At 58.8% G+C, this 24,620-nt stretch carries 22 protein-coding genes; 12 read left to right on the forward strand and 10 right to left on the reverse strand.

Going from position 1 to position 24,620, the window contains the following annotated elements:
* Positions 1-2: 2 nt before the first annotated feature.
* A complete protein-coding gene (gene infB, locus AC2FNR_RS00440; RefSeq protein WP_170353757.1) occupies positions 3-2,477 on the forward strand; it encodes a translation initiation factor IF-2 in 2,475 nt (824 codons plus the stop codon).
* 306 nt (positions 2,478-2,783) lie between these two features.
* Positions 2,784-3,548, forward strand: a complete 765-nt coding sequence (locus tag AC2FNR_RS00445; protein WP_496847613.1) for a caspase family protein — start codon at positions 2,784-2,786, stop codon at positions 3,546-3,548.
* 74 nt (positions 3,549-3,622) lie between these two features.
* Here AC2FNR_RS00445 and AC2FNR_RS00450 read toward each other — a convergent pair whose 3' ends face one another.
* The 6 genes from AC2FNR_RS00450 to AC2FNR_RS00475 form a co-directional block, all read right to left on the reverse strand.
* Complete coding sequence (locus tag AC2FNR_RS00450; RefSeq protein ID WP_496847614.1) at positions 3,623-4,450, reverse strand: alpha/beta hydrolase; 828 nt, start codon at positions 4,448-4,450, stop codon at positions 3,623-3,625.
* Between the two features lie 3 nt (positions 4,451-4,453).
* Complete coding sequence (locus tag AC2FNR_RS00455; protein WP_496847615.1) at positions 4,454-5,335, reverse strand: tryptophan 2,3-dioxygenase; 882 nt, start codon at positions 5,333-5,335, stop codon at positions 4,454-4,456.
* 63 nt (positions 5,336-5,398) lie between these two features.
* Positions 5,399-6,427 (reverse strand): L-threonine 3-dehydrogenase, encoded by a 1,029-nt coding sequence (tdh, locus tag AC2FNR_RS00460; RefSeq protein ID WP_496847629.1) that lies wholly within the window; start codon positions 6,425-6,427, stop codon positions 5,399-5,401.
* Between the two features lie 19 nt (positions 6,428-6,446).
* A complete protein-coding gene (locus tag AC2FNR_RS00465) occupies positions 6,447-7,397 on the reverse strand; it encodes a PLP-dependent cysteine synthase family protein (RefSeq protein ID WP_496847616.1) in 951 nt (316 codons plus the stop codon).
* The gene (locus AC2FNR_RS00470) at positions 7,394-8,581 is read right to left on the reverse strand and encodes a glycine C-acetyltransferase (protein WP_496847617.1); all 1,188 of its coding nucleotides are present in this window, start codon (positions 8,579-8,581) and stop codon (positions 7,394-7,396) included. Before AC2FNR_RS00470 ends, AC2FNR_RS00465 begins: the two co-directional genes overlap by 4 nt.
* A gap of 109 nt (positions 8,582-8,690) precedes the next feature.
* A complete protein-coding gene (locus AC2FNR_RS00475) occupies positions 8,691-9,254 on the reverse strand; it encodes a helix-turn-helix domain-containing protein (protein ID WP_496847618.1) in 564 nt (187 codons plus the stop codon).
* Positions 9,255-9,373: 119 nt separating this feature from the next.
* On the opposite strand from AC2FNR_RS00475, the gene AC2FNR_RS00480 reads away from it, so the two are divergent.
* On the forward strand, positions 9,374-10,549 hold the full coding sequence (locus AC2FNR_RS00480; protein ID WP_496847619.1) for an acetyl-CoA C-acyltransferase family protein: 1,176 nt from the start codon (positions 9,374-9,376) through the stop codon (positions 10,547-10,549).
* 96 nt (positions 10,550-10,645) lie between these two features.
* On the opposite strand, the gene ubiB is transcribed toward AC2FNR_RS00480, so the two are convergent.
* Together ubiB and ubiE are read right to left on the reverse strand one after the other, a co-directional pair.
* The gene (ubiB, locus tag AC2FNR_RS00485; protein ID WP_496847620.1) at positions 10,646-12,175 is read right to left on the reverse strand and encodes a 2-polyprenylphenol 6-hydroxylase; all 1,530 of its coding nucleotides are present in this window, start codon (positions 12,173-12,175) and stop codon (positions 10,646-10,648) included.
* Positions 12,176-12,928 carry a bifunctional demethylmenaquinone methyltransferase/2-methoxy-6-polyprenyl-1,4-benzoquinol methylase UbiE gene (ubiE, locus tag AC2FNR_RS00490; protein ID WP_496847621.1) on the reverse strand — a complete coding sequence of 251 codons (753 nt, stop codon included), beginning with the start codon at positions 12,926-12,928 and terminating at the stop codon, positions 12,176-12,178.
* 288 nt (positions 12,929-13,216) lie between these two features.
* Here ubiE and AC2FNR_RS00495 point away from each other — a divergent pair, with 288 nt between their 5' ends.
* The 7 genes from AC2FNR_RS00495 to recF all read left to right on the forward strand — a co-directional run bounded on the left by AC2FNR_RS00495 (position 13,217) and on the right by recF (position 20,360).
* Positions 13,217-13,774, forward strand: coding sequence for a hypothetical protein (locus tag AC2FNR_RS00495; protein WP_496847622.1), 558 nt, complete (start codon positions 13,217-13,219; stop codon positions 13,772-13,774).
* Positions 13,732-14,583 (forward strand): bifunctional DNA-formamidopyrimidine glycosylase/DNA-(apurinic or apyrimidinic site) lyase, encoded by an 852-nt coding sequence (gene mutM, locus AC2FNR_RS00500; RefSeq protein WP_480868675.1) that lies wholly within the window; start codon positions 13,732-13,734, stop codon positions 14,581-14,583. The genes AC2FNR_RS00495 and mutM overlap by 43 nt, the downstream gene beginning before the upstream one ends.
* A gap of 66 nt (positions 14,584-14,649) precedes the next feature.
* Entirely contained in the window at positions 14,650-15,426 is a 777-nt protein-coding gene (gene acuK / locus AC2FNR_RS00505; protein WP_496847623.1) for an acryloyl-CoA hydratase, read from the forward strand.
* A gap of 221 nt (positions 15,427-15,647) precedes the next feature.
* Entirely contained in the window at positions 15,648-15,911 is a 264-nt protein-coding gene (gene rpsT / locus AC2FNR_RS00510) for a 30S ribosomal protein S20 (RefSeq protein WP_170351928.1), read from the forward strand.
* Positions 15,912-16,471: 560 nt separating this feature from the next.
* On the forward strand, positions 16,472-17,857 hold the full coding sequence (gene dnaA, locus AC2FNR_RS00515; protein WP_496847624.1) for a chromosomal replication initiator protein DnaA: 1,386 nt from the start codon (positions 16,472-16,474) through the stop codon (positions 17,855-17,857).
* Between the two features lie 227 nt (positions 17,858-18,084).
* The gene (dnaN, locus tag AC2FNR_RS00520; protein ID WP_496847625.1) at positions 18,085-19,206 is read left to right on the forward strand and encodes a DNA polymerase III subunit beta; all 1,122 of its coding nucleotides are present in this window, start codon (positions 18,085-18,087) and stop codon (positions 19,204-19,206) included.
* A 59-nt stretch (positions 19,207-19,265) separates the two neighbouring features.
* Positions 19,266-20,360, forward strand: coding sequence for a DNA replication/repair protein RecF (recF, locus tag AC2FNR_RS00525; protein WP_496847626.1), 1,095 nt, complete (start codon positions 19,266-19,268; stop codon positions 20,358-20,360).
* On the opposite strand, the gene AC2FNR_RS00530 is transcribed toward recF, so the two are convergent.
* A complete protein-coding gene (locus tag AC2FNR_RS00530; RefSeq protein ID WP_170353740.1) occupies positions 20,357-20,923 on the reverse strand; it encodes a carboxymuconolactone decarboxylase family protein in 567 nt (188 codons plus the stop codon). The genes recF and AC2FNR_RS00530 overlap by 4 nt on opposite strands.
* A gap of 100 nt (positions 20,924-21,023) precedes the next feature.
* Between AC2FNR_RS00530 and AC2FNR_RS00535 the strand changes: the two genes are divergently transcribed.
* Both AC2FNR_RS00535 and gyrB read left to right on the forward strand, forming a co-directional pair.
* Entirely contained in the window at positions 21,024-21,596 is a 573-nt protein-coding gene (locus AC2FNR_RS00535; protein WP_480868672.1) for a TetR/AcrR family transcriptional regulator, read from the forward strand.
* 102 nt (positions 21,597-21,698) lie between these two features.
* On the forward strand, positions 21,699-24,116 hold the full coding sequence (gyrB, locus tag AC2FNR_RS00540; RefSeq protein WP_170353738.1) for a DNA topoisomerase (ATP-hydrolyzing) subunit B: 2,418 nt from the start codon (positions 21,699-21,701) through the stop codon (positions 24,114-24,116).
* Positions 24,117-24,494: 378 nt separating this feature from the next.
* Here gyrB and AC2FNR_RS00545 read toward each other — a convergent pair.
* A partial coding sequence (locus AC2FNR_RS00545; protein ID WP_496847630.1) for a helix-turn-helix domain-containing protein occupies positions 24,495-24,620 on the reverse strand: 126 nt, incomplete at its 5' end.

A 24,620-nucleotide genomic window follows, 5' to 3' on the forward strand; every position in this document is an offset into this window, starting at 1 on the left:
TTATGAGCGATAGTGACGGCAAAAAGACATTGGGTCTTCGTGGCGGGGCACGCCCCGGAAATGTGAAACAGAGTTTCAGCCACGGACGCACCAAGAATGTCGTGGTGGAAACCAAACGCAAACGCGTGGTGGTCCCCAAGCCGGGTGCCGGAAAGCCGGGTGGCGGAGCAACGCCCTCGGGCGATCCGTCGCGCCGTCCTGCCGGGATCTCCGACGCCGAAATGGCACGCCGGATGAAGGCGCTGCAGGCCGCCAAGGCGCGCGAGGCCGAAGAGGCCGCCGCCCGCGAGGCTGCTGAAAGAGCGCGTGAAGAAGAACGCGCCCGTCGCCGTGCCGAGCAGGAAGCCAAGGAACGCGAACAGCGCGAGGCCGAAGAGAAAGCCCGCGCCAAGGCCGAAGAGGAAGAGCGCAAGCGCAAAGAGGCAGAAGAAGCTGCCAAACGCGCGGCTGCCGCCCCGGCCCCGGAAGAGCCTAAAGCGGCCCGCAGCCCGGCCAGCAAGCCTGCGCCTGCGGCTGCTCCGCGCAAGCAGGACCGCGAGCGTGATCAGCGTGGTCGTGGCAAAGGCCGCGACGACAACCGCCGTTCGGGCAAGCTGACACTGGGTCAGGCCACTGGTGGCGAGGGCAACCGCCAACGCTCGATGGCTGCGATGAAGCGCAAGCAAGAGCGCGCGCGTCAGAAAGCCATGGGTGGTTCGGTTGAACGTGAAAAGGTGATCCGCGACGTTCAGTTGCCCGAGGCGATCATGGTCTCGGAACTGGCCAACCGTATGGCCGAGCGTGTGGCTGACGTTGTCAAATCGCTGATGCAGATGGGCATGATGGTCACGCAGAACCAGACCATCGACGCTGACACTGCGGAACTGATCATCGAAGAATTTGGCCACAAGGTCACACGTGTTTCGGACTCAGACGTGGAAGACGTCATCAAAGAGGTCGAAGACAGCGAAGACGATCTGCAGCCGCGTCCGCCGGTCATCACCATCATGGGTCACGTTGACCACGGTAAGACCTCGCTGTTGGACGCAATCCGCGACGCGCGCGTTGTTGCCGGTGAGGCCGGGGGCATTACCCAGCATATCGGCGCCTATCAGGTGAAAACCGAAGGCGGCACCACGCTGACCTTCCTGGACACTCCGGGCCACGCAGCGTTTACATCGATGCGCTCGCGCGGTGCTCAGGTCACGGATATCGTGGTTCTGGTGGTTGCGGCGGATGACGCCGTGATGCCCCAGACGATCGAGGCGATCAACCACGCCAAAGCGGCCGGCGTGCCGATGATCGTGGCGATCAACAAGGTCGACAAGCCAGATGCGAATCCGGACAAGGTGCGTACCGATCTGCTGCAGCATGAAGTGATCGTCGAGAAAATGTCAGGTGAGGTTCAGGACGTTGAAGTCTCTGCTATCACCGGTCAGGGTCTGGATGAGCTGCTGGAGGCCATCGCGCTGCAATCCGAGATTCTGGAGCTGAAAGCCAACCCCGACCGCGCCGCCCAAGGTGCCGTGATCGAGGCGCAGCTGGACGTGGGCCGTGGCCCCGTCGCCACCGTTCTGGTTCAGACCGGCACGCTGCGTCAGGGCGATATCTTCGTTGTGGGTGAGCAATACGGTAAGGTCCGTGCGCTGATCAACGACAAGGGCGACCGCGTGAAGGAAGCTGGCCCCTCGGTTCCGGTCGAGGTTCTGGGTCTGAACGGCACACCCGAAGCGGGCGACGTTCTGAACGTGACCGAGACCGAAGCACAAGCCCGTGAGATCGCCGAATACCGCGAACAGGCCGCCAAGGACAAACGTGCTGCCGCTGGCGCTGCAACGACCCTTGAGCAGCTGATGCAGAAGGCCAAGGAAGACGAGAACGTCAACGAACTGCCAATTCTGATGAAAGCAGACGTTCAGGGCTCGGCTGAGGCCATCGTTCAGGCGATGGAGAAAATCGGCAACGATGAGGTACGCGTGCGCGTGCTGCATTCTGGCGTTGGTGCGATTACCGAGACTGATGTCGGCCTTGCCGAAGCATCCGGTGCACCTATCCTCGGCTTCAACGTCCGTGCGAACGCCTCGGCGCGGAACACTGCGAACCAGAAGGGTGTGGAAATCCGCTATTACTCGGTGATCTATGACCTCGTGGATGACGTGAAAGCGGCAGCCTCGGGCCTGCTGAGCGCCGAGATCCGCGAAAAGTTCATCGGTTATGCCGAGATCCGCGAAGTCTTCAAGGTCACCGGCGTCGGCAAGGTTGCTGGCTGTCTGGTCACCGAGGGTGTGGCCCGTCGTTCCGCGGGCGTCCGCCTGCTGCGCGACAACGTGGTGATTCACGAAGGCACGCTGAAGACGCTCAAGCGCTTCAAAGACGAAGTGGCCGAGGTTCAGTCGGGTCAGGAATGCGGTATGGCGTTCGAAAACTACGACGATATCCGCGCGGGCGACGTGATCGAAATCTTCGAGCGCGAAGAGGTCACGCGGACGCTAGATTGATCCGCTACGGTAAAGAAATCAGAAAACAGCGGTCCTTTGGGCCGCTGTTTTTCTTTTGGGGGGTTACAGCGACGAAATTCGGGGCTTTCTGGGTACATTTAGTGCACTCAAGCAAAGCATCCTTGGTCTCGTTCCAATCAACACTCACCTGAATTCGACAGGGCGAGGCATAGTTGTCCTAAACATATAGACACTGGATGCCTGGGTCTGATTTGTTACGCGTAAAGACCGAGAACGTGCAACTGCTATCGGCCGGGAAGAGATCGGTTGACGTCTTTGGTTTGATATAACTCGGAGATTCAATTGATGCGTTTTCTTGCGGTATTCCTCTTCTTCATCGCGCTGTCCGTTGGGCCGTCTGCTGCGCACGAACGGTTTGCTTTGGTGATCGGCAATGCCGGTTACACAAGTGTCCCGGCGCTTGATAATCCTGTGAACGATGCGCGCCTGATGAGCGATGAGTTACGGGGCGCAGGATTTGAGGTCACGACGCTGACGGATGGGAGCCTTGATGAGATGACGGGTGAAGTTGATACGTTTGCCAGCAAGGTACGTGCGGCGGGTTCCGAGGCGCTGGCTGTGTTCTACTTCGCGGGGCACGGCGTACGCAGTGATGGTTTCAACTATCTTCTTCCCCTTGATGTAAACATTCGGTCCGAGGCCGACATTGCAGGTCAAGCTGTTCCGGCAGAATGGGTTCTGGACCGCATTCATACACCACAGGCGGTTAGCGTTATGATTTTGGATGCCTGTCGCGACAATCCATTTGGTGGCAAAGCGGACGTGAATCTGGATGTAGGTGACGGGCTTGCACGTATGACTGCGCGCACCAACAATCTGATCGCGTATGCGACAGGGCCCGGCGAAGTTGCCTTGGACGGGACCGGAACAAACAGCCCTTACACCGCCGCGATTGCGCGTGCCATCAGAACCTCGGGCCGGCCTTTGGAACAGATGTTCGAAGAGGTGCGCACGGATGTGATCAGTGAAACGGATGGCATCCAGACCCCTTGGGCACGGTCGTCGTTGAATATAACGATCGGTATGAAAGACCCAACAGCGTCGCAATAGGGAAAACAGCCGTGATCAGCACGTCAGGGCAAGGCAGATAGTTACCGAATTTATCCCAAACCCCGACCGTATCCCTAACGCGGTGCTGCCAAGAACGTCGCCGGATGCATGATGATGTCAAAATGCTGCACCCCGTTTTGCAGATCGAAGCTGACCGAATGCCCGGCCTTTCGAAGCAACTCGGCATAGTCTCGGCTTTGACGGATGAATTCGGGTGTGTCGCGCTCACCCACGGTCACGCGATAGCGGGGGCCGGGGGCCGGGAGGTGTCGGATGGGCGACAGGTCGTGCACCTCAACTGGCGTCAGTTGTAAGGGTTCGTTCACAGGCGTTAGACTGATCGGTTCCAGATCATAGACGCCGCTGATCAGGATCACGTCGCGCACCCGCAGCCCCGCGCGGGCCAGCGCATCGGCTGAGGTCGCCATGACCATACTCGCCAGTTGCGCCCCTGCACTGTGGCCGGACAGGGTGACTCGTGACGGATCAAACCCCAAGTCAGGCGCGTTGGCGGCTAACCAAAGCAGGGCGTTTCGGCACTCGTCGATCATGTCAACGATCCGCGCATCTGGGGCCAGTGTGTAATTGAGAGTCGCAAAGGAGTACTCGGCTTCAACCAACGCAGGGGCCATCATTGCCGATTCGCGCTGACTTAGGGCTTGCCAGTATCCTCCGTGGATGAACACATGCAGTGGCGCACCTGCGCCTTTCGCGGGGAAGAAATCCAGAACCTGTGCGGTACTGTCCCCGTATGAAACGTTGCCGATCACATCCATCTGCGCCCGGTACTGCGCACTGAGCGCGGCGTAACTGTTCAGATAGGGTGTCAAGTCGCCGCCGATCATCGACCGGGGAGAGTATTCCTGATCCAGTTCGGCCTGGGTGAAACCTCGGTACAGCATGGGCTACTCCTGATCCGCATACATCAATTCGGTGCGCACATCGTAGAGATCATGAAAGAACCGCAAATCCAAGGCTTTGCGCAGGAAGGACACGCCGCTGGACCCGCCAGTGCCGGGTTGGTTTCCAATTACACGCTCGACCGCGGTGACATGGTCAAAGCGCCAGCGCTGGAACAGCGATTCCACATCCATCAGTTTTTCGGCCAGCGCATACAGATCCCAGTGCTTGTCCGTGTTGCGGAACACTTGCACCCACAGTTTCACAACACGCAGATCTCCTGAATAGGGCTGCGCATAGTCGCGGTTCAGCAGGTCATCGGGAACATCAAATCCCTGCCGCGCCATCATCTGCAGCACTTCGTCATAGAGCGAAGGTTTGGTCAGCGCGGCGGTCAGCATCTGCATCACTTCGGGGTCATGTGCGTGCACTTTCAGGGTCGCGGCGTCCTTGTTGCCCAGAATGAACTCGATCTGTCGGTAGCCATAGCTTTGGAACCCCGATGAGCTGCCAAGGGCCTGCCGGAAGGTCATGTAATCGGCCGGGGTCATGGTCAGCAGGGTTTCCCACGCGGCGATCAACTGCCGCTGGATTGCCTTCACCCGGTCAAGGTTTTTCATTGCCGGGCCGAAGTCGTCCTGTTGCAGAAAGTGGCGCACCTCGACCAGTTGGTGGTGCATCAGCTTCAGCCACAACTCGCTGACCTGATGGATGATGATGAAAAGCATCTCATCGGGTTGGGCCGGGTCTTGAAAGGTTTTCTGCAGGTTCAACAGCGTCTTGAGCTGAAGGAAGTCACCATAGCTCTTGCGGTGCGTCTGGGTGAAATCGGTCACAAGGGATGCTTCGATCCCACGTTCCAGATATCTGTCAGTCTTGTCGCTCATGACGCCCCCTTGATGCGGTATTTCGCACCTGTCTAAGGCGTCATTTTGCAACTATCCAGCGCGTCAGGTCCAGTCTAGCACCACCTTGCCCGATTGGCCGGATTTCATCGCGGCGAAGCCGTCGGCAAAGTCGTCGACTTTCATTTGGTGCGTAATCACCCGGCTGACATCCAGACCGTTCTGCAGCATGGCGATCATCTTGTACCAGGTCTCGAACATCTCACGGCCATAGACGCCCTTGATGGTGATCGCTTTGAACACGATGCGCGACCAGTCCACAGGGGATTTTCCGGGCGGAATCCCCAGCAGAGCGATCTTGCCGCCCATCACCAGTGCCTCGACCATCTGGTCCAGCGCGGCTTGCGAACCGGACATTTCCAGGCCCACATCGAACCCCTGCGTCATACCAAGATCCGCGATGACATCTTGCAGGTCTTCATTCGAGACATCGACGCTCCGCACGGGCGGAACCACATGCTCGGCCAGTTTCAGGCGGTCGGGATTGATATCGGTGATCACCACATGGCGTGCACCGGCATGGCGGGCCACGGCTGCCGCCATTATGCCGATGGGGCCAGCGCCGGTGATCAGAACATCCTCGCCCAGCAAATCAAAGCTGAGCGCGGTGTGAACGGCATTGCCCAACGGATCGAGGATGGCCCCGATCTCATCCGGGATATCGTCGGGCAGCGGCACCACGTTAAAGGCGGGCAGCTTCAGGTATTGGGCAAAGGCACCCTGTTCGTTCACGCCAATTCCGCGCGTGCCGGGGTCCAGATGGAACTTGCCCGCGCGGCTTTGGCGACTGTCGTTGGTGATCAGATGCCCCTCGCCCGAGCATCTTTGACCGACTGCCAGACCGGTCACGTTGCGCCCCAATTCCACGATCTCACCGGCGAATTCATGGCCAGTGATCATAGGAACCGGCACCGTGGCCGAGGCCCATTCATCCCAGTTCCAGATATGAATGTCGGTGCCGCAGATGCCAGTCTTGTTGATGCGGATCAGAACTTCATCCGGGCCGATCTCGGGTACCGGGGCCTGTACCATCCACAGCCCCTCTTCGGGTTTGGATTTCTCAAGCGCTTTCATGGTGTTGGGTCGCATCGGATTACTCCCACAAATCGGTCGACAGGTATTTCAACCCGCTGTCACACATCACAATCGCAACGCAGCCGCCCTTTTCCGGGCCGCGCAGCAGCTGGATCGCGCCGGCGAGGTTCGCACCTGCCGAGTAGCCCGCGAAAATGCCTTCGGTTCGGGCCAGTAACCGCGCCCCATCCCGCGCCGCGTCGCCTGACACGGACAGATGCCCTGCCAAAGAGGTGCCGTTCAGATGAACCAGATCACCCATTGCGTATCCGCCACCCTGAATTGGGTGATCGGGGTTGGTGATGGCTTCGCCAGCGATGGCCCGTGCGCCTTCGGGTTCCACGGCATAGCAGCGTACGCCATGCGGCGTCAGATAGGCGGCGGCCCCGGCCAGAGTACCGCCAGAGCCCGCAAAATCGCAAAAGGCCGTGACGGTGCCGCCGGATTGCTCCCAGATTTCGGGTCCAGTGCCGGTTGCGTGGGATTTGGGATTGCCGGAATGGCCGAATTGATCGGCCCGGAAGGCGTTACGCTCGGCCGTGATGCGTTGCGCGGCCTCGTCCACCAACGCCAAATCCGCGCCCGAAACCTCGCCGGGTTTGCTGCCCTCGGCTTGCGGCACGATCACAACTTCTGCCCCAAGGGCGCGCATCATCCGCGCCCGCTCGACCGAGTTTCCCGCGCTCATCACCGCAACAAAAGGATGCCCCAGAATACCGCAGACAATCGCCAACCCGGTGCCCATGTTGCCCGAGGTCAGCTCAACGACCGTCTGCCCCGTTGATAGGGTGCCATCTGCGCGGGCCAGTTCGATGATTGACCTTGCGGCGCGGTCCTTTTTCGAGAACCCCGGCAACAGGTAATCCAGCTTGGCCAGAATGCGGCCATCTAGACCTAGGTGCTGACAAACCCGCGACAGGTCTACAAGCGGGGTATTCCCAATCGCGTCGATTACTGAGGGCAGGATCACGAAATCACTCCCAATTCCTTGCCGACCTTGCCAAACGCAGCCAAGGCGCGGTCCAACTCGTCGCGGGTCAACGCTGCATTCATCTGGGTTCTGATCCGCGCCTGCCCGCGAGGGACAACCGGGAAGAAAAAGCCCGAGACATAGACACCCTCGTCAAACAGCCTGTTGGCCATCTCCTGCGCCAGCGTCGCCTCACCCAGCATCACCGGGATGATCGGGTGTTCGCCGGGCAGCAGGTCAAAGCCCAGTTTTTCCAGACCTTCCCGCCAGTAATTTGCGTTTTCAAACAGCCGAGTACGCAGGTCCGCACCTTCTTCGACAAGGCGAATGGCCTCAAGCCCGGCTGCGACAATCGACGGCGGCAGCGAGTTCGAGAACAGATAGGGCCGCGCCCGCTGCCGCAGCAGGTCGATCACTGGCTGCGGCCCGGCGATATAACCGCCGATTGCCCCCCCAAGTGCCTTGCCCAAGGTTCCCGTCAGAATATCCACCTCGACACCGAAATGATCCGGCGTACCCGCCCCGTTTGGCCCCATGAAGCCGGTCGAGTGGCAGTCATCCACCATGACAATGGCGTCGTATTCCTTGGCCAGCCGTGTGATTTCGGGCAGGTTCGCCAGATAGCCGTCCATGGAGAACACGCCGTCTGTCGCGATCATGACATGGCGCGCGCCCTCGTTGCGGGCGTGTTTCAGCGTCTCTTCCAGTTCTCTCATGTCATTATTGGCATAGCGGTAACGTTTCGCTTTGCACAGCCGCACGCCATCGATGATCGAGGCATGGTTCAAGCTGTCCGAGATAATAGCGTCCTCGGGGCCCAGCAGCGGCTCGAACAGCCCGCCATTGGCGTCAAAACAGGCGGCAAACAGGATCGCGTCATCCTTGTTGAGGAATTGCGCCAGCTTCTGCTCCAACTCGCGATGAATATCCTGCGTGCCGCAGATGAACCGGACCGAGGCCATGCCGAACCCTTTGGGCTCCATCGCGCCGATGGCCGCGTCGATCAGGGCCGGATGATCGGCCAGACCCAGATAGTTGTTGGCGCACAGGTTGATGACCTGCCGGTCGCCCACCGTAATTTCACCGCCCTGAGGCGAGGTGATCATGCGTTCGCGTTTATACAGACCCTCGGATTCGATCTGCGCAAGGGTATCCGAGATGTGAGTCAGGAATGCATCTGCCATGGCGGTCTCCGTTACTGTGAGTCGCACGTCTAACATAACGGAAAAGATTCCCAAATGGGGGAATTACAGTATTTGAGAAAAAAATCCGTGAAGTCGGATTTTTCTGAGATTAGGCGTTTTTGACAATCAAAAAGACGCGGGCGGGACCGTCGGCAGCAATCGAATGCGTGACATCCGCCGCGTAGCAGGCGGTATCTCCTTGCTGCAGGTCACGGGTAGCGGTGCCCGAGGTTATGCGCACTGCACCATCCAGAACGGTCAGCTGTTCCTGCGCGCCCCGTGCATGAGGTTGGCTGTTCAAAGCACCGTCAGTGTCAAAAGCGATGTCATAAACTTCATGCCCGCCAGCCTCTTCGGGCGGAGATAGAATACGGATACGGCAGTTTTGGCCCATATTGTCGATGCTGGGCACCTCGGCCTTGCGCAGAACTTCGATATGGTCCGAGGTTTGCCCGGCATCCAGCAACCCCGCGAAATCCACCTGCAGCGCGCGGGTCAGGTTCCACAGCGTCGAGATGGTGGGGCTGCTTTCGCCGCGTTCGATCTGGCTGACCATGGATCGGGACACGCCGCTCAGATTGGCCACGGCTTCCAGAGACAGGCCCTTGGCGCGGCGGGCCTCTTTCAGGCGGGCGGGCAGGCGTGTCAGGATATCGTCTGTGTTTTCCGTCATGGCGGAATCTGATGCGCTTTTCGCGATGGGTTGTCAATTCTGCTTGTGACGGGACGTCCCATGGGACAGCCTGACGGCACAGATGCATAGTGCCGCCAAATCCAATTGGGAGAAGAGACATGAAAGATATCGTCATTCTGGATGGGGCCCGCACGGCTGTTGGGACATTTGGCGGGGCGCTGGCCTCGACCGCGCCGATTGACCTGGCGACCGTTGTGACCGAAGCCGCGATGGAGAAGTCGGGTGTTGAGGGGGCTCAGATCGGCAACGTCGTGTTCGGCCATGTGATCAACACCGAGCCGCGCGACATGTACCTGTCGCGTGCGGCGGCGAAACAGGCGGGTATCCCAGTTGAAACCCCCGCGATGAACGTGAACCGTCTGTGTGGTTCGGGAGCGCAGGCGATTGTGTCGGCGGTGCAGTCGCTGATGCTGGGCGATGCCGAATTTGCCGTGGCCGGTGGTGCTGAGAGCATGTCGCGCAGCCCCTACATCCTGCAGCAGGCGCGCTGGGGTGCAAAGATGGGCGATATCAAATCGCTGGACATGATGCTGGGTGCGCTGAACTGCCCCTTTGGCACCGGTCATATGGGTGTCACGGCTGAGAACGTCGCGGATGAGCACCAAGTCACGCGCGAGCAGATGGATGAGTTCGCCCTGACCAGCCAGACCCGCGCCGCTGCTGCGATTAAGGCCGGATATTTCCAAAGCCAGATCACGCCGGTTCAGGTCAAGGTCAAGCGCGACATGGTCGATTTCATGGTCGACGAGCATCCCAAGGCGACCTCGATCGAAGCACTGGCCGGTCTGCGCCCCGCGTTCAAGAAGGATGGTCGGGTGACAGCAGGCAATGCGTCGGGCATCAATGACGGTGCGGCGGCGATGGTTCTGGCCACGGCTGACGCGGCTGAAAAGGCGGGTTTGAAGCCCAGGGCGCGTATTCTGGGGTACGGCCACGCCGGAGTGCGCCCCGAGGTGATGGGCATTGGTCCGGTGCCAGCGGTGCAAAACCTGTTGGCCCGCACTGGTCTGTCGGTCGAAGATTTCGATGTGATCGAAAGCAACGAAGCCTTTGCCTCGCAGGCGCTGGCCGTGAACAAAGAGCTGGGTCTGGACGCTGCCAAGGTGAATCCGAATGGTGGCGCGATTGCGTTGGGTCACCCTGTTGGGGCAACCGGGGCGATCATCACGCTGAAAGCTCTGTACGAGCTGGAGCGGGTTGGTGGATCCAAAGGTTTGGTCACCATGTGCATCGGCGGTGGTCAGGGTATCGCGATTGCCTTTGAGCGTCTCTGAGTTGAGATGTTGGTGGGGGGCTGTCTGCCCCCCATCGCGCCTATGGCACGATTCCCCCCGAAGATATTTTTAGCCAGATGAAGAGGCGGATCAGGTCTAGCTGAGCGCCGTTAGGATCAGGACAAGACCCGCGCCTGCGGCTGCGCCGAGGGTTATGGGCAGTGCGACAGACCACAGGCGTGAACCTTTAGGCTCGTCTTTCTGGGTTTGCGCGATCAGCGCGTTTTCGACCAGAGCGGGTAGACGGGGGCCGAAACGAGCCAAGACCATTGCGGTTTTGCCGAAATCGCGCAGGGCCGCGCGCGGGCCAATGGATTTCTTGATGTAATCCTCGACCACGGGGCGGGCGACTTCCCAGATATTGATATGCGGGTCCAGTGACCGCGCGACGCCTTCAACCACAACCATTGTGCGTTGCAGAAGGATCAGCTCGGTCCGGGTTTCCATACCGAAGCGTTCGGTCACTTCGAACAGGTAATTCAGCAGGCGGCCCATCGAGATATGGGTGGCGTCCATGCCGAAGATCGGTTCTCCGACAGCGCGCAGGGCGCGGGCGAATTCGTCGACGTCCTGGTTGGCGGGGACATAGCCGGCCTCGAAATGTACCTCGGCCACGCGCTTATAGTCGCGTCGAATGAAGCCAAAGAGGATCTCTGCGTATACCCGGCGGGTGTATTCGTCGATGTGGCCCATGATGCCGTAATCATAGGCGATGATATCCCCATTGGCGGCGACCTTGAGGTTGCCCTGGTGCATATCGGCGTGAAAAAAGCCATCGCGCAGCGCGTGCAGTAGGAACAGGCGCAGGACACGCTCGCCCAGATCGCGGCGGTTGTGGCTGGCTGCATCCAGCGCGTCATTGTCGCCCAGAGCAATGCCGTCGGCCCAGCTGAGCGTCATCACCCGGCGCGCGGACAGGGACCACACCACCGGCGGCAACCAGAAGCCTTCGTCATCCTTGGTGTTGGCGGCGTATTCCGAGGCTGCGGCACTTTCAAGGCGCAGGTCCAGTTCACCGCGCACGACGCCGTCGAAATGTTCGACCACCTCCATCGGGCGCAGGCGGCGGGCACCGGGGGCGCACAGCTGTACGATGCGGGCGGCGAAATAGAACGCATCCACATCCTTGCGGAAGGCACGCTCGATGCCGGGGCGCAGGACTTTGACGGCGACGTCTTCGCCGGTGCTGGACAGTTTCGCCTTGTGGACCTGCGCGATGGAGGCGGCGGCGATCGGGTCGCTGAATTCGTCGAAAATTTCAGACACGGGCTGGCCCAGTTCCTTTTCGACCTCGGCCATTGCCTCCGCCTTGGGGAAGGGCGGCAGTTTGTCCTGCAACACCCGCAGCTGTTCCGCCAGTTCGTTCCCGACAACATCGGGACGGGTCGAAAGCACCTGACCGAATTTGATATAGGCCGGCCCGAGCGCCGTCAGGGCGCGGGTGGCGGGCGGCATGTCGGGATCGCCCTTGTAGCCCAGCCATTGAAACGGTTTGCCCAGGGCATGTGCTACAAACCGCAGCGCGCGCGGAGCCTCGAATGCGTCCAGAACCACGTTCATGGCACCCGTGCGTTCCAGAGTGGCGCCTGTGCGGATCAGGCGGATGATGTTGTGAGGGCCGCGCATTCAGATTTTCCAGCCGGAATGCAGCGCGGCGATACCCATGCTGAGATTGCGGTATTTGGCGTTTTCGAACCCGGCGATGCGAACCATGTTCAGGAACGTCTCCTGATCAGGGAATTTGCGGATTGACTCCACCAGATACTGATAGCTGTCGTAATCATTTGCGATCAGCTTGCCCATGCGCGGGATGACGTTGAAACTGTAGAGATCATAGAGCTTTTGCAGTCCGTCATTGGGCAGTTGGCTGAATTCCAGCACCATCAAGCGGCCGCCGGGCTTCAGCACGCGATAGGCTTCGTTCAACGCCTCTTGCGGGCGGGTCACATTCCGGATGCCGAACGAGATCGTGTAGACGTCAAAGGTGTTATCCTCGAAGGGCAGGGACATCGCGTCGCCCACCACCCAGTTCAAGCTGTCGGCCATCCGATCAGCCTCGGCGCGTTGGCGGCCTTCGACCAGCATAGGCTCTGTCAGGTCCAGAACGGTGGCGTGGCCATGCCCCGCGCGCTTGAGGAAACGGAACGAGATGTCTCCGGTCCCACCTGCCACGTCCAGCAGCCGTTGACCGGGGCGCGGGGCCAGCCAGTCCATCATCGCGTCTTTCCAGACCCTGTGGATGCCCATCGACATGACATCATTCATCACGTCGTATTTTGACGCGACCGAGTTGAAAACGCCCTGCACGCGGCCCGCTTTTTCCGCCTCGGGCACGGTTTCGAATCCAAAATGTGTGGTTTTGTCGTTGGAGTCGGACATGTAAGACGCCTTTGTCTGTGTTGCTCATCCTTATAGGCCGCGCGGCGGGGAAGACAATCGCGCGAAAAGGTAGCAGGTGCACGGAACCATCCGGCGTGCCACATATTTTCCTTAGTCGCGGTGTAAGATGCAGATAGTTTTAGAAGAAGTTAGATTCAAATGTCGAATTATTCGAGTTTAGTGGCCGTATCAGGCGTGGTCCTGTCATTTGCCTTTATTATCTGGCGCGTTCGTGCCGTTTTTCAAACTTTTATGCGATTCCATCGGGCGAAAGGGTTCGGTGACAAGATGGACGCCGCAGCACGTCATTTCCCCAAGGATATATTGGAAGAATCAATGCTGCGCGCCGGCAGCGAAAGACCTGCACAACGCTCTCTGACCCGCATGACATTTCGCACGACGCCGGGCGTTATCGTTGTTACGATTTTGGTGTTGGCCATTTTGTTCTTTATCGGGTTCATCAGGCCCGAGCTGGCTCCGAACGAGATCTTCATCCCCGTCAAGGATGCTGAAACTGCGGTGCTGATCAAGCTGGGACTTGTTGGGTTGGTGATCTACACATTGATCTATCATCTGGCCAATTCAACTTCGATCGATGGGGCCGAGCTGACGACCATGAGTCCGCTGTTTCAGCGTCGGACCTATGACCTGAATAAGCTCTGCCAGATCAGATTGAGGCACAATGGGAACTACGTGCTGCGTTTTTCAGATGGGAAGACAGCGCGTATTCTGAAATATGTTACCGGACATGATGAAATGGTGCAGGCGCTGGAACAAGCGCTGGCAGCAAATCAGGAGAGCACATGCCGGAACTTCCCGAAGTCGAAACGGTCCGCCGTGGGCTGAGCCCCGCGATGGAAGGCGTGGTGATCGTACGGGCGGACGTGAACCGCCCGGACCTGCGCTGGCCTTTTCCGGATCGAATGGCCGAACGCTTGACAGGCCAGCGCGTGGACAGGTTGCGGCGGCGTTCAAAGTACATTCTGGCTGATCTTGGAAGTGGCGAAACCCTGTTGATCCATCTTGGCATGTCCGGGCGTATGACAGTTTCCGGAGACCCGCTTGGACAATTTGTTCACGATCATCCCATGCCGGAAAAGCACGATCATGTTGTATTTCACATGGCCAATGGCGCACGGGTGACATTTAATGACCCGCGCCGGTTCGGTGCGATGGATCTGCTGCCCACTGCAACGGCCGAGGACCACAAGTTGCTATCGGTTCTGGGGCCGGAACCCTTGGGCAATGACTTCCACGAACAGCACTTGGTTGATGCGTTCAAAGGCAAAAACACGCCGGTCAAATCAGCGCTTCTGGATCAGGGAATCGTTGCCGGATTGGGGAATATCTACGTGTGTGAGGCGCTTTATCGCGCCGGTGTGTCGCCACGTCGCAAAGCCGGGCAGATTTCGGTGCACCGAGTTGCGGCCCTTGTTCCGATCATTCGGCAGGTTCTGCAAGACGCTATCCGGGCCGGGGGGTCATCCTTGCGCGATTTCCGTCAAGCTGATGGAGAACTTGGATATTTTCAGCACAGCTTTGACGTTTATGGCCGCGAAGGCGAACCCTGCCGCACCGAAGGTTGCGGTGCTGCCATAAAAAGAATCACTCAGTCCGGTCGCTCATCCTTCTATTGCGCGCAATGCCAAAGATAACTTGATCCAGCTTTTGCGCGTGATAATGAATCGTATCTGAACGGAACAACCGGAAGCTTACACCTCATGGCTTTTGAGACGATCATCGTCGAAATCGAAGACCACGTCGCGCTTGTGAAACTCAACAGGCCGGACGCAATGAATGCGTTGAACAGCCAGTTGATTGCTGAATTGTGCGAAGCGCTGGAAGACGCCGACAAGAATGACAAGGTGCGCTGCATCGTCATTACGGGCTCGGACAAGGCTTTTGCCGCTGGCGCGGACATCAAGGAAATGTCCGAGATGAGTTTTGTGGAAGTCTACACCACGAACCTTTTCGCGGATATCAACGACCGGGTCAGTGACATCCGCAAGCCTGTAATCGCGGCTGTTGCGGGCTATGCGCTGGGTGGCGGTTGCGAATTGGCGATGATCTGCGATTTCATCATCGCGGCAGATACCGCAAAGTTCGGGCAGCCCGAAATCAATCTTGGCGTTATTGCGGGCCTTGGCGGCAGCCAGCGCCTGACCCGCTTTGTGGGCAAGTCCAAGTCGATGGATATGAACCTAACCGGCCGCTTCATGGACGCAGAAGAGGCAGAGCGTGCCGGGCTTGTCAGCCGCGTCGTGCCCGCCAAAAAACTGTTGGAAGAGGCAATGGCCGCAGCCCAAAAGATCGCCGAGAAATCGCAGCTGAGCGCGATTGCCGCGAAAGAGGCGGTGAACCGCAGCTACGAAGTGTCGCTAAGCGAAGGGTTGTTGTTTGAACGCCGTGTCTTTCACTCGATGTTCGCCACGGAAGACCAGAAAGAGGGAATGGCAGCCTTTCTGGAAAAGCGCGCGGCGCAGTTCCGCGACAAGTAAGCCATCAAGGTGGGGAAAGGCGGGCGTATGCCCGCCTGTTTCATACCTGCTGTGCGCGGCCAAGAATCTGCTTGGCAAACCCCTGCAACTTGGATAGTACACGCCGCTATACATGCGCGTGCGGCCCGCTTGGCCCGACTCACACTCGTGATTTCTGATCCGGTGCGGATTTTCCGTGGCGCGCTTTCGATAAAACCGTACCGAACAAAGGTCAGAGACACATGGCTAACTCGCCCCAGGCAAAGAAACGCGCACGTCAGAACGAAAAGCGTTTCGCAATCAACAAAGCACGTCGTTCGCGCATCCGCACTTATCTGCGCAAGGTTGAAGAAGCGATCGCATCAGGCGACAAAGATGCGGCAACCGCAGCTCTGCGCGCTGCCCAGCCCGAACTGATGCGCGGCGTCACCAAAGGCGTTTTCCACAAAAACACCGCATCGCGTAAAATGTCGCGTCTGTCGGCCCGCGTCAAAGCGTTGGGCTGAGTCGCGATTTGATCTTTGGTGACCCTAGGTCACGTAAGAAAGACTGAACTATTTAAGGGGCGTCGCGCAGTGCGGCGCCCTTTGTGCTGTTGCCAGAATACCGCGTCCTCACGAAACCGAGAGATTCTTTCGCGCTCAGACCCGAGTCAATATCAGAGTTTCGTTGAAGCGACTGCCGACCTCTTGTTACCACTAAGTCAGCGATTCACTCGCTTGGGGGGACAGGCTGTTTCTTTGGTCAGACTGACGGGCATCAGGATGATCTGGAGGCGAATGTTGGTAACTCGGGGACAACCGATTTGCTGATCTGCTGTGGGACTTGGCACGGCCAGGATTCCAGCCCTGTCGAAAATTGAGATTGCGTTGCGCAACCTGAAAAAGGGATGCCCTGCTGTGGGGCATCTGATCTTCTGGTTATGCAAGCCGTCAAGGACGAAAGCACCGAATCTATTTGATTCGGTGGGTGGGAGCCCTTTGTCCGAGTGAACGCGCATACCGGGGGACCGGACATAGAAATAAGGCCGACAGGCCAATAAAGAATGGGATGCGTGAGGCGCTGAATGACACAAGAGAAATGGGGACTACTGCAAAACAAACTGCTCAAGGCGATCGGAAAGAACAATTACACCACATGGATTGAACCTCTGCAGTTCCAAGAGGTCCAGGACGGTGTCGCTGTTTTCTCGGTGCCGACCAATTTCATGGGCAATTACGTGAGCCAGAATTTTGCAGATCTCATCCTGTATGAGATGAACACTGCGGGAGAAACCGTCCAGCGACTGGCCTTTCGGGTTGCCGCCAATTCGACCGCACGGCCAGCGAATGTTGCTGAAACCAATTCGGTAGAGATCGCACAAACACCGGAACCTCGAATGTCCGTGGGATCAAGCGAGGCGCTGGAATCACTGCAAGCGGCGCCTTTGGATGCCCGATTCACCTTTGACAGCTTCGTGGTCGGTAAACCCAACGAGTTGGCGCATGCTGCGGCGCGCCGTGTCTCGGAAGGTGGGCCTGTAACTTTCAACCCGCTGGTTCTGTATGGGGGTGTCGGCCTGGGTAAGACGCACCTGATGCATGCGATTGCATGGGAACTGAAAACCAAACGCCCCGAGTTGCATGTTCTGTACCTGTCGGCGGAACAGTTCATGTATCGGTTCGTACAGGCGCTGCGTGAACGTCGAATGATGGATTTCAAACATCTGTTCCGTTCGGTCGATGTGCTGATGGTCGATGACGTTCAGTTCATCGCGGGCAAGGATTCCACGCAGGAGGAGTTCTTTCATACGTTCAATGCGTTGGTGGATCAGAACAAACAGATCATTATCTCTGCTGACCGCGCTCCGGGTGAGATCAAGGATCTGGAAGACCGCGTGAAGTCGCGTCTGCAATGTGGTCTGGTCGTTGACCTGCACCCCACCGACTATGAGCTGCGTCTGGGCATTTTGCAGAACAAGGTTCAGCATTACAGCACCACCTATCCCGATCTGCAGATCGCTGATGGCGTGCTGGAGTTTCTGGCCCACCGTATCTCGACCAATGTGCGGGTGTTGGAAGGCGCGCTGACTCGTCTGTTTGCCTTTGGCTCGCTCGTAGGGCGTGAGATCGACATGGAGCTGACGCAGGATTGCCTGGCCGACGTACTGCGCGCGTCCGAGCGCAAAATCACCGTCGAGGAAATTCAGCGTAAGGTTTCGGATTACTACAATATCCGTCTGAGCGATATTATTGGCCCCAAGCGCCTGCGGTCTTATGCTCGTCCGCGTCAGGTCGCGATGTATCTGTGTAAACAGCTGACCAGCCGGTCTCTGCCTGAGATCGGTCGTCGCTTTGGCGGGCGTGACCACACCACCGTTATGCATGGTGTGAAGCGCATCGAAGAGCTGAAAACCACCGACGGCCAGATCGCCGAAGACGTGGAAATGCTGCGCCGGTCACTCGAAGCGTAGGTTACATCGGCATGAACATCAAAACGCCCCGGATCCTCACGCCCGGGGCGTTTTCTTGTGCGAAAATCTCCACGATCGGCCATGAACTGTGCCCACGTGGCCACGCGGCCCTTGACGCCTTGGACAATCCGACTCAGAAATCCATAAAAAATCCTTGTGCCTCAGGGTGGAACCGCTAACGTGCCAGTCCCGCCCATTTCGGCACGCAAGTCAGAGGAATTGAGGGTATGAAGATCAGCATCGAACGCGGCACCCTTCTCAAGGCCGTTTCTCAGGCCCAATCCGTTGTGGAACGTCGCAACACCATTCCTATCCTTGCCAACGTGCTGATCGAGGCCGAAGGCGATCAAGCCATGTTCCGCGCCACCGATCTGGATATCGAGGTGGTCGATAAGGCCCCTGCACAGGTCGAACGGGCCGGTGCGACCACCGTGGCCGCTACCACCTTGCATGAAATCGTGCGCAAGCTGCCCGATGGGGCTTTGGTGACGCTGACCGCCGACAGTGCGGCGGGCCGTCTGACGGTTGAGGCAGGGCGGTCGAACTTCTCGCTGGCGACGCTGCCGAAAGAGGATTTTCCGGTGATGGCGTCCTCGGAGTATCAGTCGAACTTTACAGCCTCGGCTGCACTGCTGCGTCGGCTGTTCGACAAGTCGAAATTCGCGATCTCGACCGAAGAGACGCGCTATTATCTAAACGGCGTCTATATGCATGTGGCCGATGGGTTCGAGGGCGGCAAAGTGCTGCGCTGCGTGGCCACGGATGGGCACCGTCTGGCGCGCATCGACGCGGATCTGCCCGACGGCGCGGCAGATATGCCGGGCGTGATCGTGCCCCGCAAAACCGTGGGTGAGCTGCGCAAGCTGCTGGACGATGACGAGATGGATATCGCCGTGTCGGTCAGCGAAACCAAAGTGCGCTTTGCCACGCCCGATATCACGCTGACTTCCAAGGTGATCGACGGCACCTTCCCCGACTACACCCGCGTTATTCCGCAGGGCAACACCCGCCAGCTGGAAGTGGATGCCGCCGAGTTCGCTCAGGCTGTGGACCGGGTCGCGACCGTCTCTTCCGAACGCTCGCGCGCGGTGAAGTTGCAGTTGGATGCGGATAAACTGATTTTGTCAGTCAATGCGCCCGATAGCGGTGCGGCTGAGGAAGAACTGGCCGTGGCTTATGGCGATGAGCGGCTGGAGATCGGGTTCAACGCGAAATACCTGCTGGAGATTGCGTCTCAGGTGGATCGTGAAAATGCGGTGTTCCTGTTCAATTCGGCCGGTGATCCAACCCTGATGCGCGAGGGCAATGACCAAAGCGCGGTTTATGTGGTCATGCCGATGCGCGTCTGATCGCGCTGGCGCGCGATGCCTCCGGCGGAGGTATTTTTGAACAGAAGAAGGGAGGGGTCATGGGATTGGCCCTGACCGAGCTTACGGTCTCGCATTTTCGGTCTCATAAGCTGGCGCGTTTGTCTCTGGATGGGCGGCCGGTGGCGGTCCATGGGCCGAACGGGGCCGGGAAGACCAACATTCTGGAAGCGGTGTCTCTGTTCTCGCCCGGTCGCGGCATGCGTCGGGCCAGTGCGGCTGAGATGACCCGCCGCCCCGAGGCGCTGGGGTGGAAACTGTCAGGCCTGCTGAACGCGCAGGGGCAGAATTACGAGATCGAGACATGGTCCGAAGGCGGCGCCGCGCGGCAGGTTCGGATTGATGGCAAGGCGGCCAGTCAGATTGATCTGGGCAAGCTGGCGCGGGTGGTCTGGCTGATCCCGTCGATGGACCGGCTGTGGATCGAAGGGGCCGAGGGGCGGCGGCGGTTTCTGGACCGTATCGCGCTGAGTTTTGATCCCGCGCATGCCAAGGCCTCGCTGACCTATGAAAAGGCGATGCGCGAACGCAACCGCCTGCTGAAAGAGCAGGTGCGCGATGCCCATTGGTATGCCGCGCTTGAGGGACAGATGGCCGAGACCGGGCACCGCATCCACGTGGCGCGTCTGGCGGCCTTGGAACACTTGCGCGCGGCGCAGGAGCAGGCCGAAACCGCGTTTCCGTCCGCTGATCTGGAGCTGATGCAATCTGAGGGCGCGATGCCCGACACGGCCGATGATCTGCGCGAGGCGTTGAATGAAAGCCGGTTTCGCGATCTGGCGGCGGGCCGGACCTTGCTGGGGCCGCATCGGTCTGACCTGTACGGCGTGTTTGCAGCCAAGGGCGTTCCGGCCAAGGATTGCTCGACCGGAGAGCAAAAGGCGTTGTTGGTGTCCCTGATTCTGTCGAATGCGCGGGCACTGGCGGGGATGGTGGGCGCTCCGCCGATTGTGTTGCTGGATGAGGTGGCCGCCCATCTGGATGCCGGACGGCGGGCCGCGCTTTATGATGAGATTTGCGCGCTGGGTGCTCAGGCCTGGATGACGGGCACCGGGCCTGAGCTGTTTTGCGAATTAGGGGACCGGGCCCAGACGCTGATCGTCACTGACAGCGGCGAGGGCTCGGTCATCGCTTAGGCGGGTTCGCTGACTTTACGTTCCCACAGGAAGCCGCGCATCACCTCGTCGACGGGGGTATGGGCCATGTGGTTGACGTAGTTCGACATGGTTTTCTGGGCCAGACCCAGCACCACGTCCAGAACCGCGCGATGCGAATAGCCCGCGTCAAAGAAGGCCTGAAGCTGTTCTTCGGTCGGATTGCCACGGCTTTCCATCACTTGCAGGGTGAAGGTGCGCAGCGCCTCAAGCTTGGGTGAGGGCAAGGGTGTTTCGTTGCGCAGAGCCTCGGTGATGTCGTCCGAGATTTTCATCATCTTGGCGATTCCGGTATGGGCGGGCACGCAGTAGTGGCATTCGTTTGCAACGTTGATGGTCTGCCAGACGACGGTCTTTTCGTCATTGTCGAAATCGGTCTGCAGGAACAGGCCATGCAGAAGCTGATAGGCTTCAAGGTGCTGCGGGCTTTCGGCCATGACCTTGTGAAGGCCGGGCAGGCGTCCAAATGCGGCTTGCGACTTTTCCAGCAGCGGTTTGGACCCTTCGGGGGCGGATTCGAGGTCATGAGAGGGGAAGTTTGCCATGTCAAAGCTCCTGTTTCTGGCGATGTGAATCACATTTAGGCTTTCTTGAGCGATCACTCAAGTATATATTTGAGCGGACGCTCAAGAATTGGTGACTGCAATGCCCCGCAAACCTTCATATGACCGCGATGCTCTGATTGCGCAGGCTCGGGACTTGTTCTGGCAGCAAGGCTGGGCGGGAACTTCGTTGAAGGATCTCGAAAGCGCGCTGAATCTGAAGCCCGGCAGTTTCTATGCGGCGTTTGGCTCCAAGGACGCTCTTTATGCGCTGACACTGGAGCGGTACGCGCAGGACGGCGTGGCGCGTCTGATGGCGATGGCGGATGAAATGGGTCCGCTGCGGGCGCTGAAGGCGCAACCCCATGTGGTGATCGACGAGCGCGAGATGCCCGCGCGGGCCTGTATGCTGGCCAAAACCTATGCCGAGCTGCAATCCAAAGGACATGATCTGGCCGATAAGGCCGGGTGCCACATGGCCGATATGAAGGCGAGTTTCGCCACTCTCTTTCGGCGCGCGCAACAGGCCGGAGAGATCGGGCCAGACCATGACCCTGACCGTCTTGCCGCGCGCTATCAGTCGGACATTCTGGGCCTGCGTTTGTCGGCCGAACGCAGGGATGTTAATGCGGCTGAAATTGCCGAGGACATAGCTGCAGATCTGGATCGGCTTTGATTAGCTGAAAACAACCCGTGACAGCACAAAATGTTGGGGGATGGCGTGACATTCCCCACCAGAAAACGTATAAGTTACCAAAATAATATAGGTACTAACCGCATGTCCGAAGACGCACAGGCACCACAGGAATATGGCGCTGATTCTATAAAGGTTCTCAAAGGCTTAGAGGCTGTCCGCAAACGTCCCGGTATGTATATCGGTGATACGGATGATGGCTCGGGTCTGCACCACATGGTGTATGAGGTCGTGGACAACGGAATTGATGAGGCGCTGGCCGGTCACGCCGACCATGTGACCGTGAAAATCCACGCCGATTCCAGTGTCTCGGTCAGCGATAACGGGCGCGGTATTCCGGTGGATATCCACCCCGAAGAGGGTGTGTCCGCCGCCGAGGTCATCATGACCCAGCTGCACGCGGGCGGTAAGTTCGACAGCAACTCGTACAAGGTGTCGGGCGGTCTGCACGGCGTGGGTGTTTCGGTTGTGAACGCCCTTTCAGATTGGCTGGAACTGCGCGTCTGGCGCAATGGCAAGGAGCACGTTGCGCGCTTTGAAGGTGGCGAGACGGCGGAACACCTGAAGGTGGTTCAGGAATGCGGCGACCGGACCGGGACCGAGGTGCGGTTTCTGGCCTCGACCGACACGTTCTCGAACCTCGAATATTCGTTCGATACGCTGGAAAAGCGCCTGCGCGAGCTGGCCTTCCTGAACTCGGGCGTGCGGATTATTCTGATCGACGAGCGCCCGGCTGAGCGGCTGGAGACCGAACTGTTCTATGAGGGTGGTGTTAAGGAATTCGTCAAATACCTCGATCGTTCGAAGACGCCCGCGATGCCCGAACCGATCTACATCAAGGGTGAGCGCGACGATATCGGCGTGGAAATCGCCATGTGGTGGAATGACAGCTATCATGAGACGGTGCTGCCCTTCACCAACAACATCCCGCAGCGCGATGGCGGCACGCACGTGGCCGGTTTCCGGGGCGCGCTGACCCGGACCATCAACAATTATGCGCAGTCCAGCGGGATCGCGAAAAAGGAAAAGGTCAGCTTTACCGGCGATGATGCGCGCGAAGGTCTGACTTGTGTATTATCGGTCAAAGTGCCCGACCCGAAATTCTCATCCCAGACCAAGGACAAACTGGTGTCGTCCGAAGTGCGCCCGGCGGTCGAAGGCCTGATGAACGAAAAGCTGGCCGAGTGGTTCGAGGAAAACCCGAACGAGGCCAAAGGGATCGTCGGCAAGATCATCGAGGCTGCGCTGGCCCGTGAGGCGGCGCGCAAAGCCCGTGAACTGACCCGTCGTAAGACGGCGATGGATGTGAACTATCTGGCCGGGAAGCTGAAAGACTGTTCCGAGAAAGACCCGTCCAAGACCGAAGTGTTTCTGGTCGAGGGGGACTCGGCCGGTGGGTCTGCGCAGACGGGACGGGATCGTTTGACGCAGGCGGTTCTACCCCTGCGTGGGAAAATCCTGAACGTGGAACGCGCGCGGTTTGACCGGATGCTGTCCTCTCAAGAGATCGGCAATCTGGTGATGGCGCTTGGCACCGGCATTGGCCGTGATGAGTTCAATATCGAAAAGCTGCGCTACCACAAGATCGTCATCATGACCGACGCCGATGTGGACGGCGCGCACATTCGGACTCTGCTGCTGACATTCTTCTATCGCCAGATGCCGGAGCTGATCGAAGGTGGATACCTTTATATCGCGCAGCCACCGCTCTATAAAGTTTCGCGTGGGAAGTCAGAGGTTTATCTGAAAGACCAAGCGGCGTTGGACGACTACCTGATCAATCAAGGTGTCGAGGGCGCAGTGTTGAAACTGGGCTCGGGTGAGGAAATCATCGGGCAGGACCTGACCCGTGTGGTGGACGAAGCACGTCAATTGAAACGCGTTCTGGACGCCTTCCCAACGCATTACCCGCGCCACATTCTGGAACAGGCCGCTGTTGCGGGGGCCTTTGTGCCGGGTGCGGTCGATGCCGACCTGCAAGGCGTTGCCGACAAGGTCGCCGCCCGCCTCGACCTGATCGCGCTGGAATACGAGCGCGGCTGGCAGGGCCGGATCACACAGGATCACGGCATTCGTCTGGCCCGCATCCTGCGCGGCGTGGAAGAGGTCCGCACTCTGGACGGCCCCATGCTACGCTCGGGCGAGGCCCGCAAAACCGGCAGCTTCACCCAAAGCCTGCAAGAGGTCTACAACACCCCCGCCACGCTGGTACGTCGCGACCGGATGCAGGCGATCCACGGCCCGCTGGACCTGCTGCGCGCCATTCTGGAAGAGGGTGAAAAGGGCCTATCGCTACAACGCTACAAGGGTCTGGGCGAAATGAACCCCGATCAGCTGTGGGAAACAACGCTCGACCCGGATGCGCGTACCCTATTACAGGTGCGTGTGGATGACATGGTTGAAGCGGATGATCTGTTCACCAAACTGATGGGCGATGTGGTCGAACCGCGCCGCGAATTCATCCAGCAAAATGCCTTGAGCGTGGAAAATCTGGATTTCTAAAGCAGTTGTAGGTGCGCCCTTAGCTTTGCATTTCGCCCAAAGATTTGCATTTTTGGCCCAAAACTCTGGGCGCATTAATCTTCAACTTTCTTAGTTCGAGGTTCTATATCTTCGGGTCTCATTCTTTGCTTGTTTAGCGCCATCGCCTTATTGCCGGGGAAGGTTTTCGGATGGCCGCTTCCAGCCCAAACCGGACATTCAACCCAAGACTTTGCAATTCTAGCTTTTAGCAGAACCGGACATGAGTGAATGGTGTTGCTGGCGCTCGACCAGATTTTCACAACGTGCGTGCAACTTGGGATTTATTCGGCTAGTGTTCTCATCCTATGCCCGAAGAAACGACGGCGAGCAGCATGCGACCGCACTGGCGCCGGTTTTTCAGCCCAGTTCTTTTACCGTTTTCTTAAAATCCGAAGGCGACATTCCGGACCATTTTCGGAAGGCCCTCGAAAACGCAGTGGGGTCTGCGTAGCCAAGCCGCAGTGCGGTCTCACTAACGGACTT

The organism is Ruegeria sp. SATB045 (genome assembly GCF_059613525.1).

Bases quoted from the DNA above. Each gene is read 5' to 3' on its own strand.
- AC2FNR_RS00535 (WP_480868672.1), top strand. From the start codon at position 21,024: ATGCCCCGCAAACCTTCATATGACCGCGATGCTCTGATTGCGCAGGCT.
- AC2FNR_RS00530 (WP_170353740.1), bottom strand. From the start codon at position 20,923: ATGGCAAACTTCCCCTCTCATGACCTCGAATCCGCCCCCGAAGGGTCC.
- recF (WP_496847626.1), top strand. From the start codon at position 19,266: ATGGGATTGGCCCTGACCGAGCTTACGGTCTCGCATTTTCGGTCTCAT.
- tdh (WP_496847629.1), bottom strand. From the start codon at position 6,427: ATGAAAGCGCTTGAGAAATCCAAACCCGAAGAGGGGCTGTGGATGGTA.
- AC2FNR_RS00475 (WP_496847618.1), bottom strand. From the start codon at position 9,254: ATGACGGAAAACACAGACGATATCCTGACACGCCTGCCCGCCCGCCTG.
- AC2FNR_RS00455 (WP_496847615.1), bottom strand. From the start codon at position 5,335: ATGAGCGACAAGACTGACAGATATCTGGAACGTGGGATCGAAGCATCC.
- AC2FNR_RS00445 (WP_496847613.1), top strand. From the start codon at position 2,784: ATGCGTTTTCTTGCGGTATTCCTCTTCTTCATCGCGCTGTCCGTTGGG.
- ubiE (WP_496847621.1), bottom strand. From the start codon at position 12,928: ATGTCCGACTCCAACGACAAAACCACACATTTTGGATTCGAAACCGTG.
- mutM (WP_480868675.1), top strand. From the start codon at position 13,732: ATGCCGGAACTTCCCGAAGTCGAAACGGTCCGCCGTGGGCTGAGCCCC.
- AC2FNR_RS00495 (WP_496847622.1), top strand. From the start codon at position 13,217: ATGGACGCCGCAGCACGTCATTTCCCCAAGGATATATTGGAAGAATCA.
- rpsT (WP_170351928.1), top strand. From the start codon at position 15,648: ATGGCTAACTCGCCCCAGGCAAAGAAACGCGCACGTCAGAACGAAAAG.
- acuK (WP_496847623.1), top strand. From the start codon at position 14,650: ATGGCTTTTGAGACGATCATCGTCGAAATCGAAGACCACGTCGCGCTT.
- ubiB (WP_496847620.1), bottom strand. From the start codon at position 12,175: ATGCGCGGCCCTCACAACATCATCCGCCTGATCCGCACAGGCGCCACT.
- AC2FNR_RS00450 (WP_496847614.1), bottom strand. From the start codon at position 4,450: ATGCTGTACCGAGGTTTCACCCAGGCCGAACTGGATCAGGAATACTCT.
- AC2FNR_RS00470 (WP_496847617.1), bottom strand. From the start codon at position 8,581: ATGGCAGATGCATTCCTGACTCACATCTCGGATACCCTTGCGCAGATC.
- infB (WP_170353757.1), top strand. From the start codon at position 3: ATGAGCGATAGTGACGGCAAAAAGACATTGGGTCTTCGTGGCGGGGCA.
- dnaA (WP_496847624.1), top strand. From the start codon at position 16,472: ATGACACAAGAGAAATGGGGACTACTGCAAAACAAACTGCTCAAGGCG.
- dnaN (WP_496847625.1), top strand. From the start codon at position 18,085: ATGAAGATCAGCATCGAACGCGGCACCCTTCTCAAGGCCGTTTCTCAG.
- AC2FNR_RS00480 (WP_496847619.1), top strand. From the start codon at position 9,374: ATGAAAGATATCGTCATTCTGGATGGGGCCCGCACGGCTGTTGGGACA.
- gyrB (WP_170353738.1), top strand. From the start codon at position 21,699: ATGTCCGAAGACGCACAGGCACCACAGGAATATGGCGCTGATTCTATA.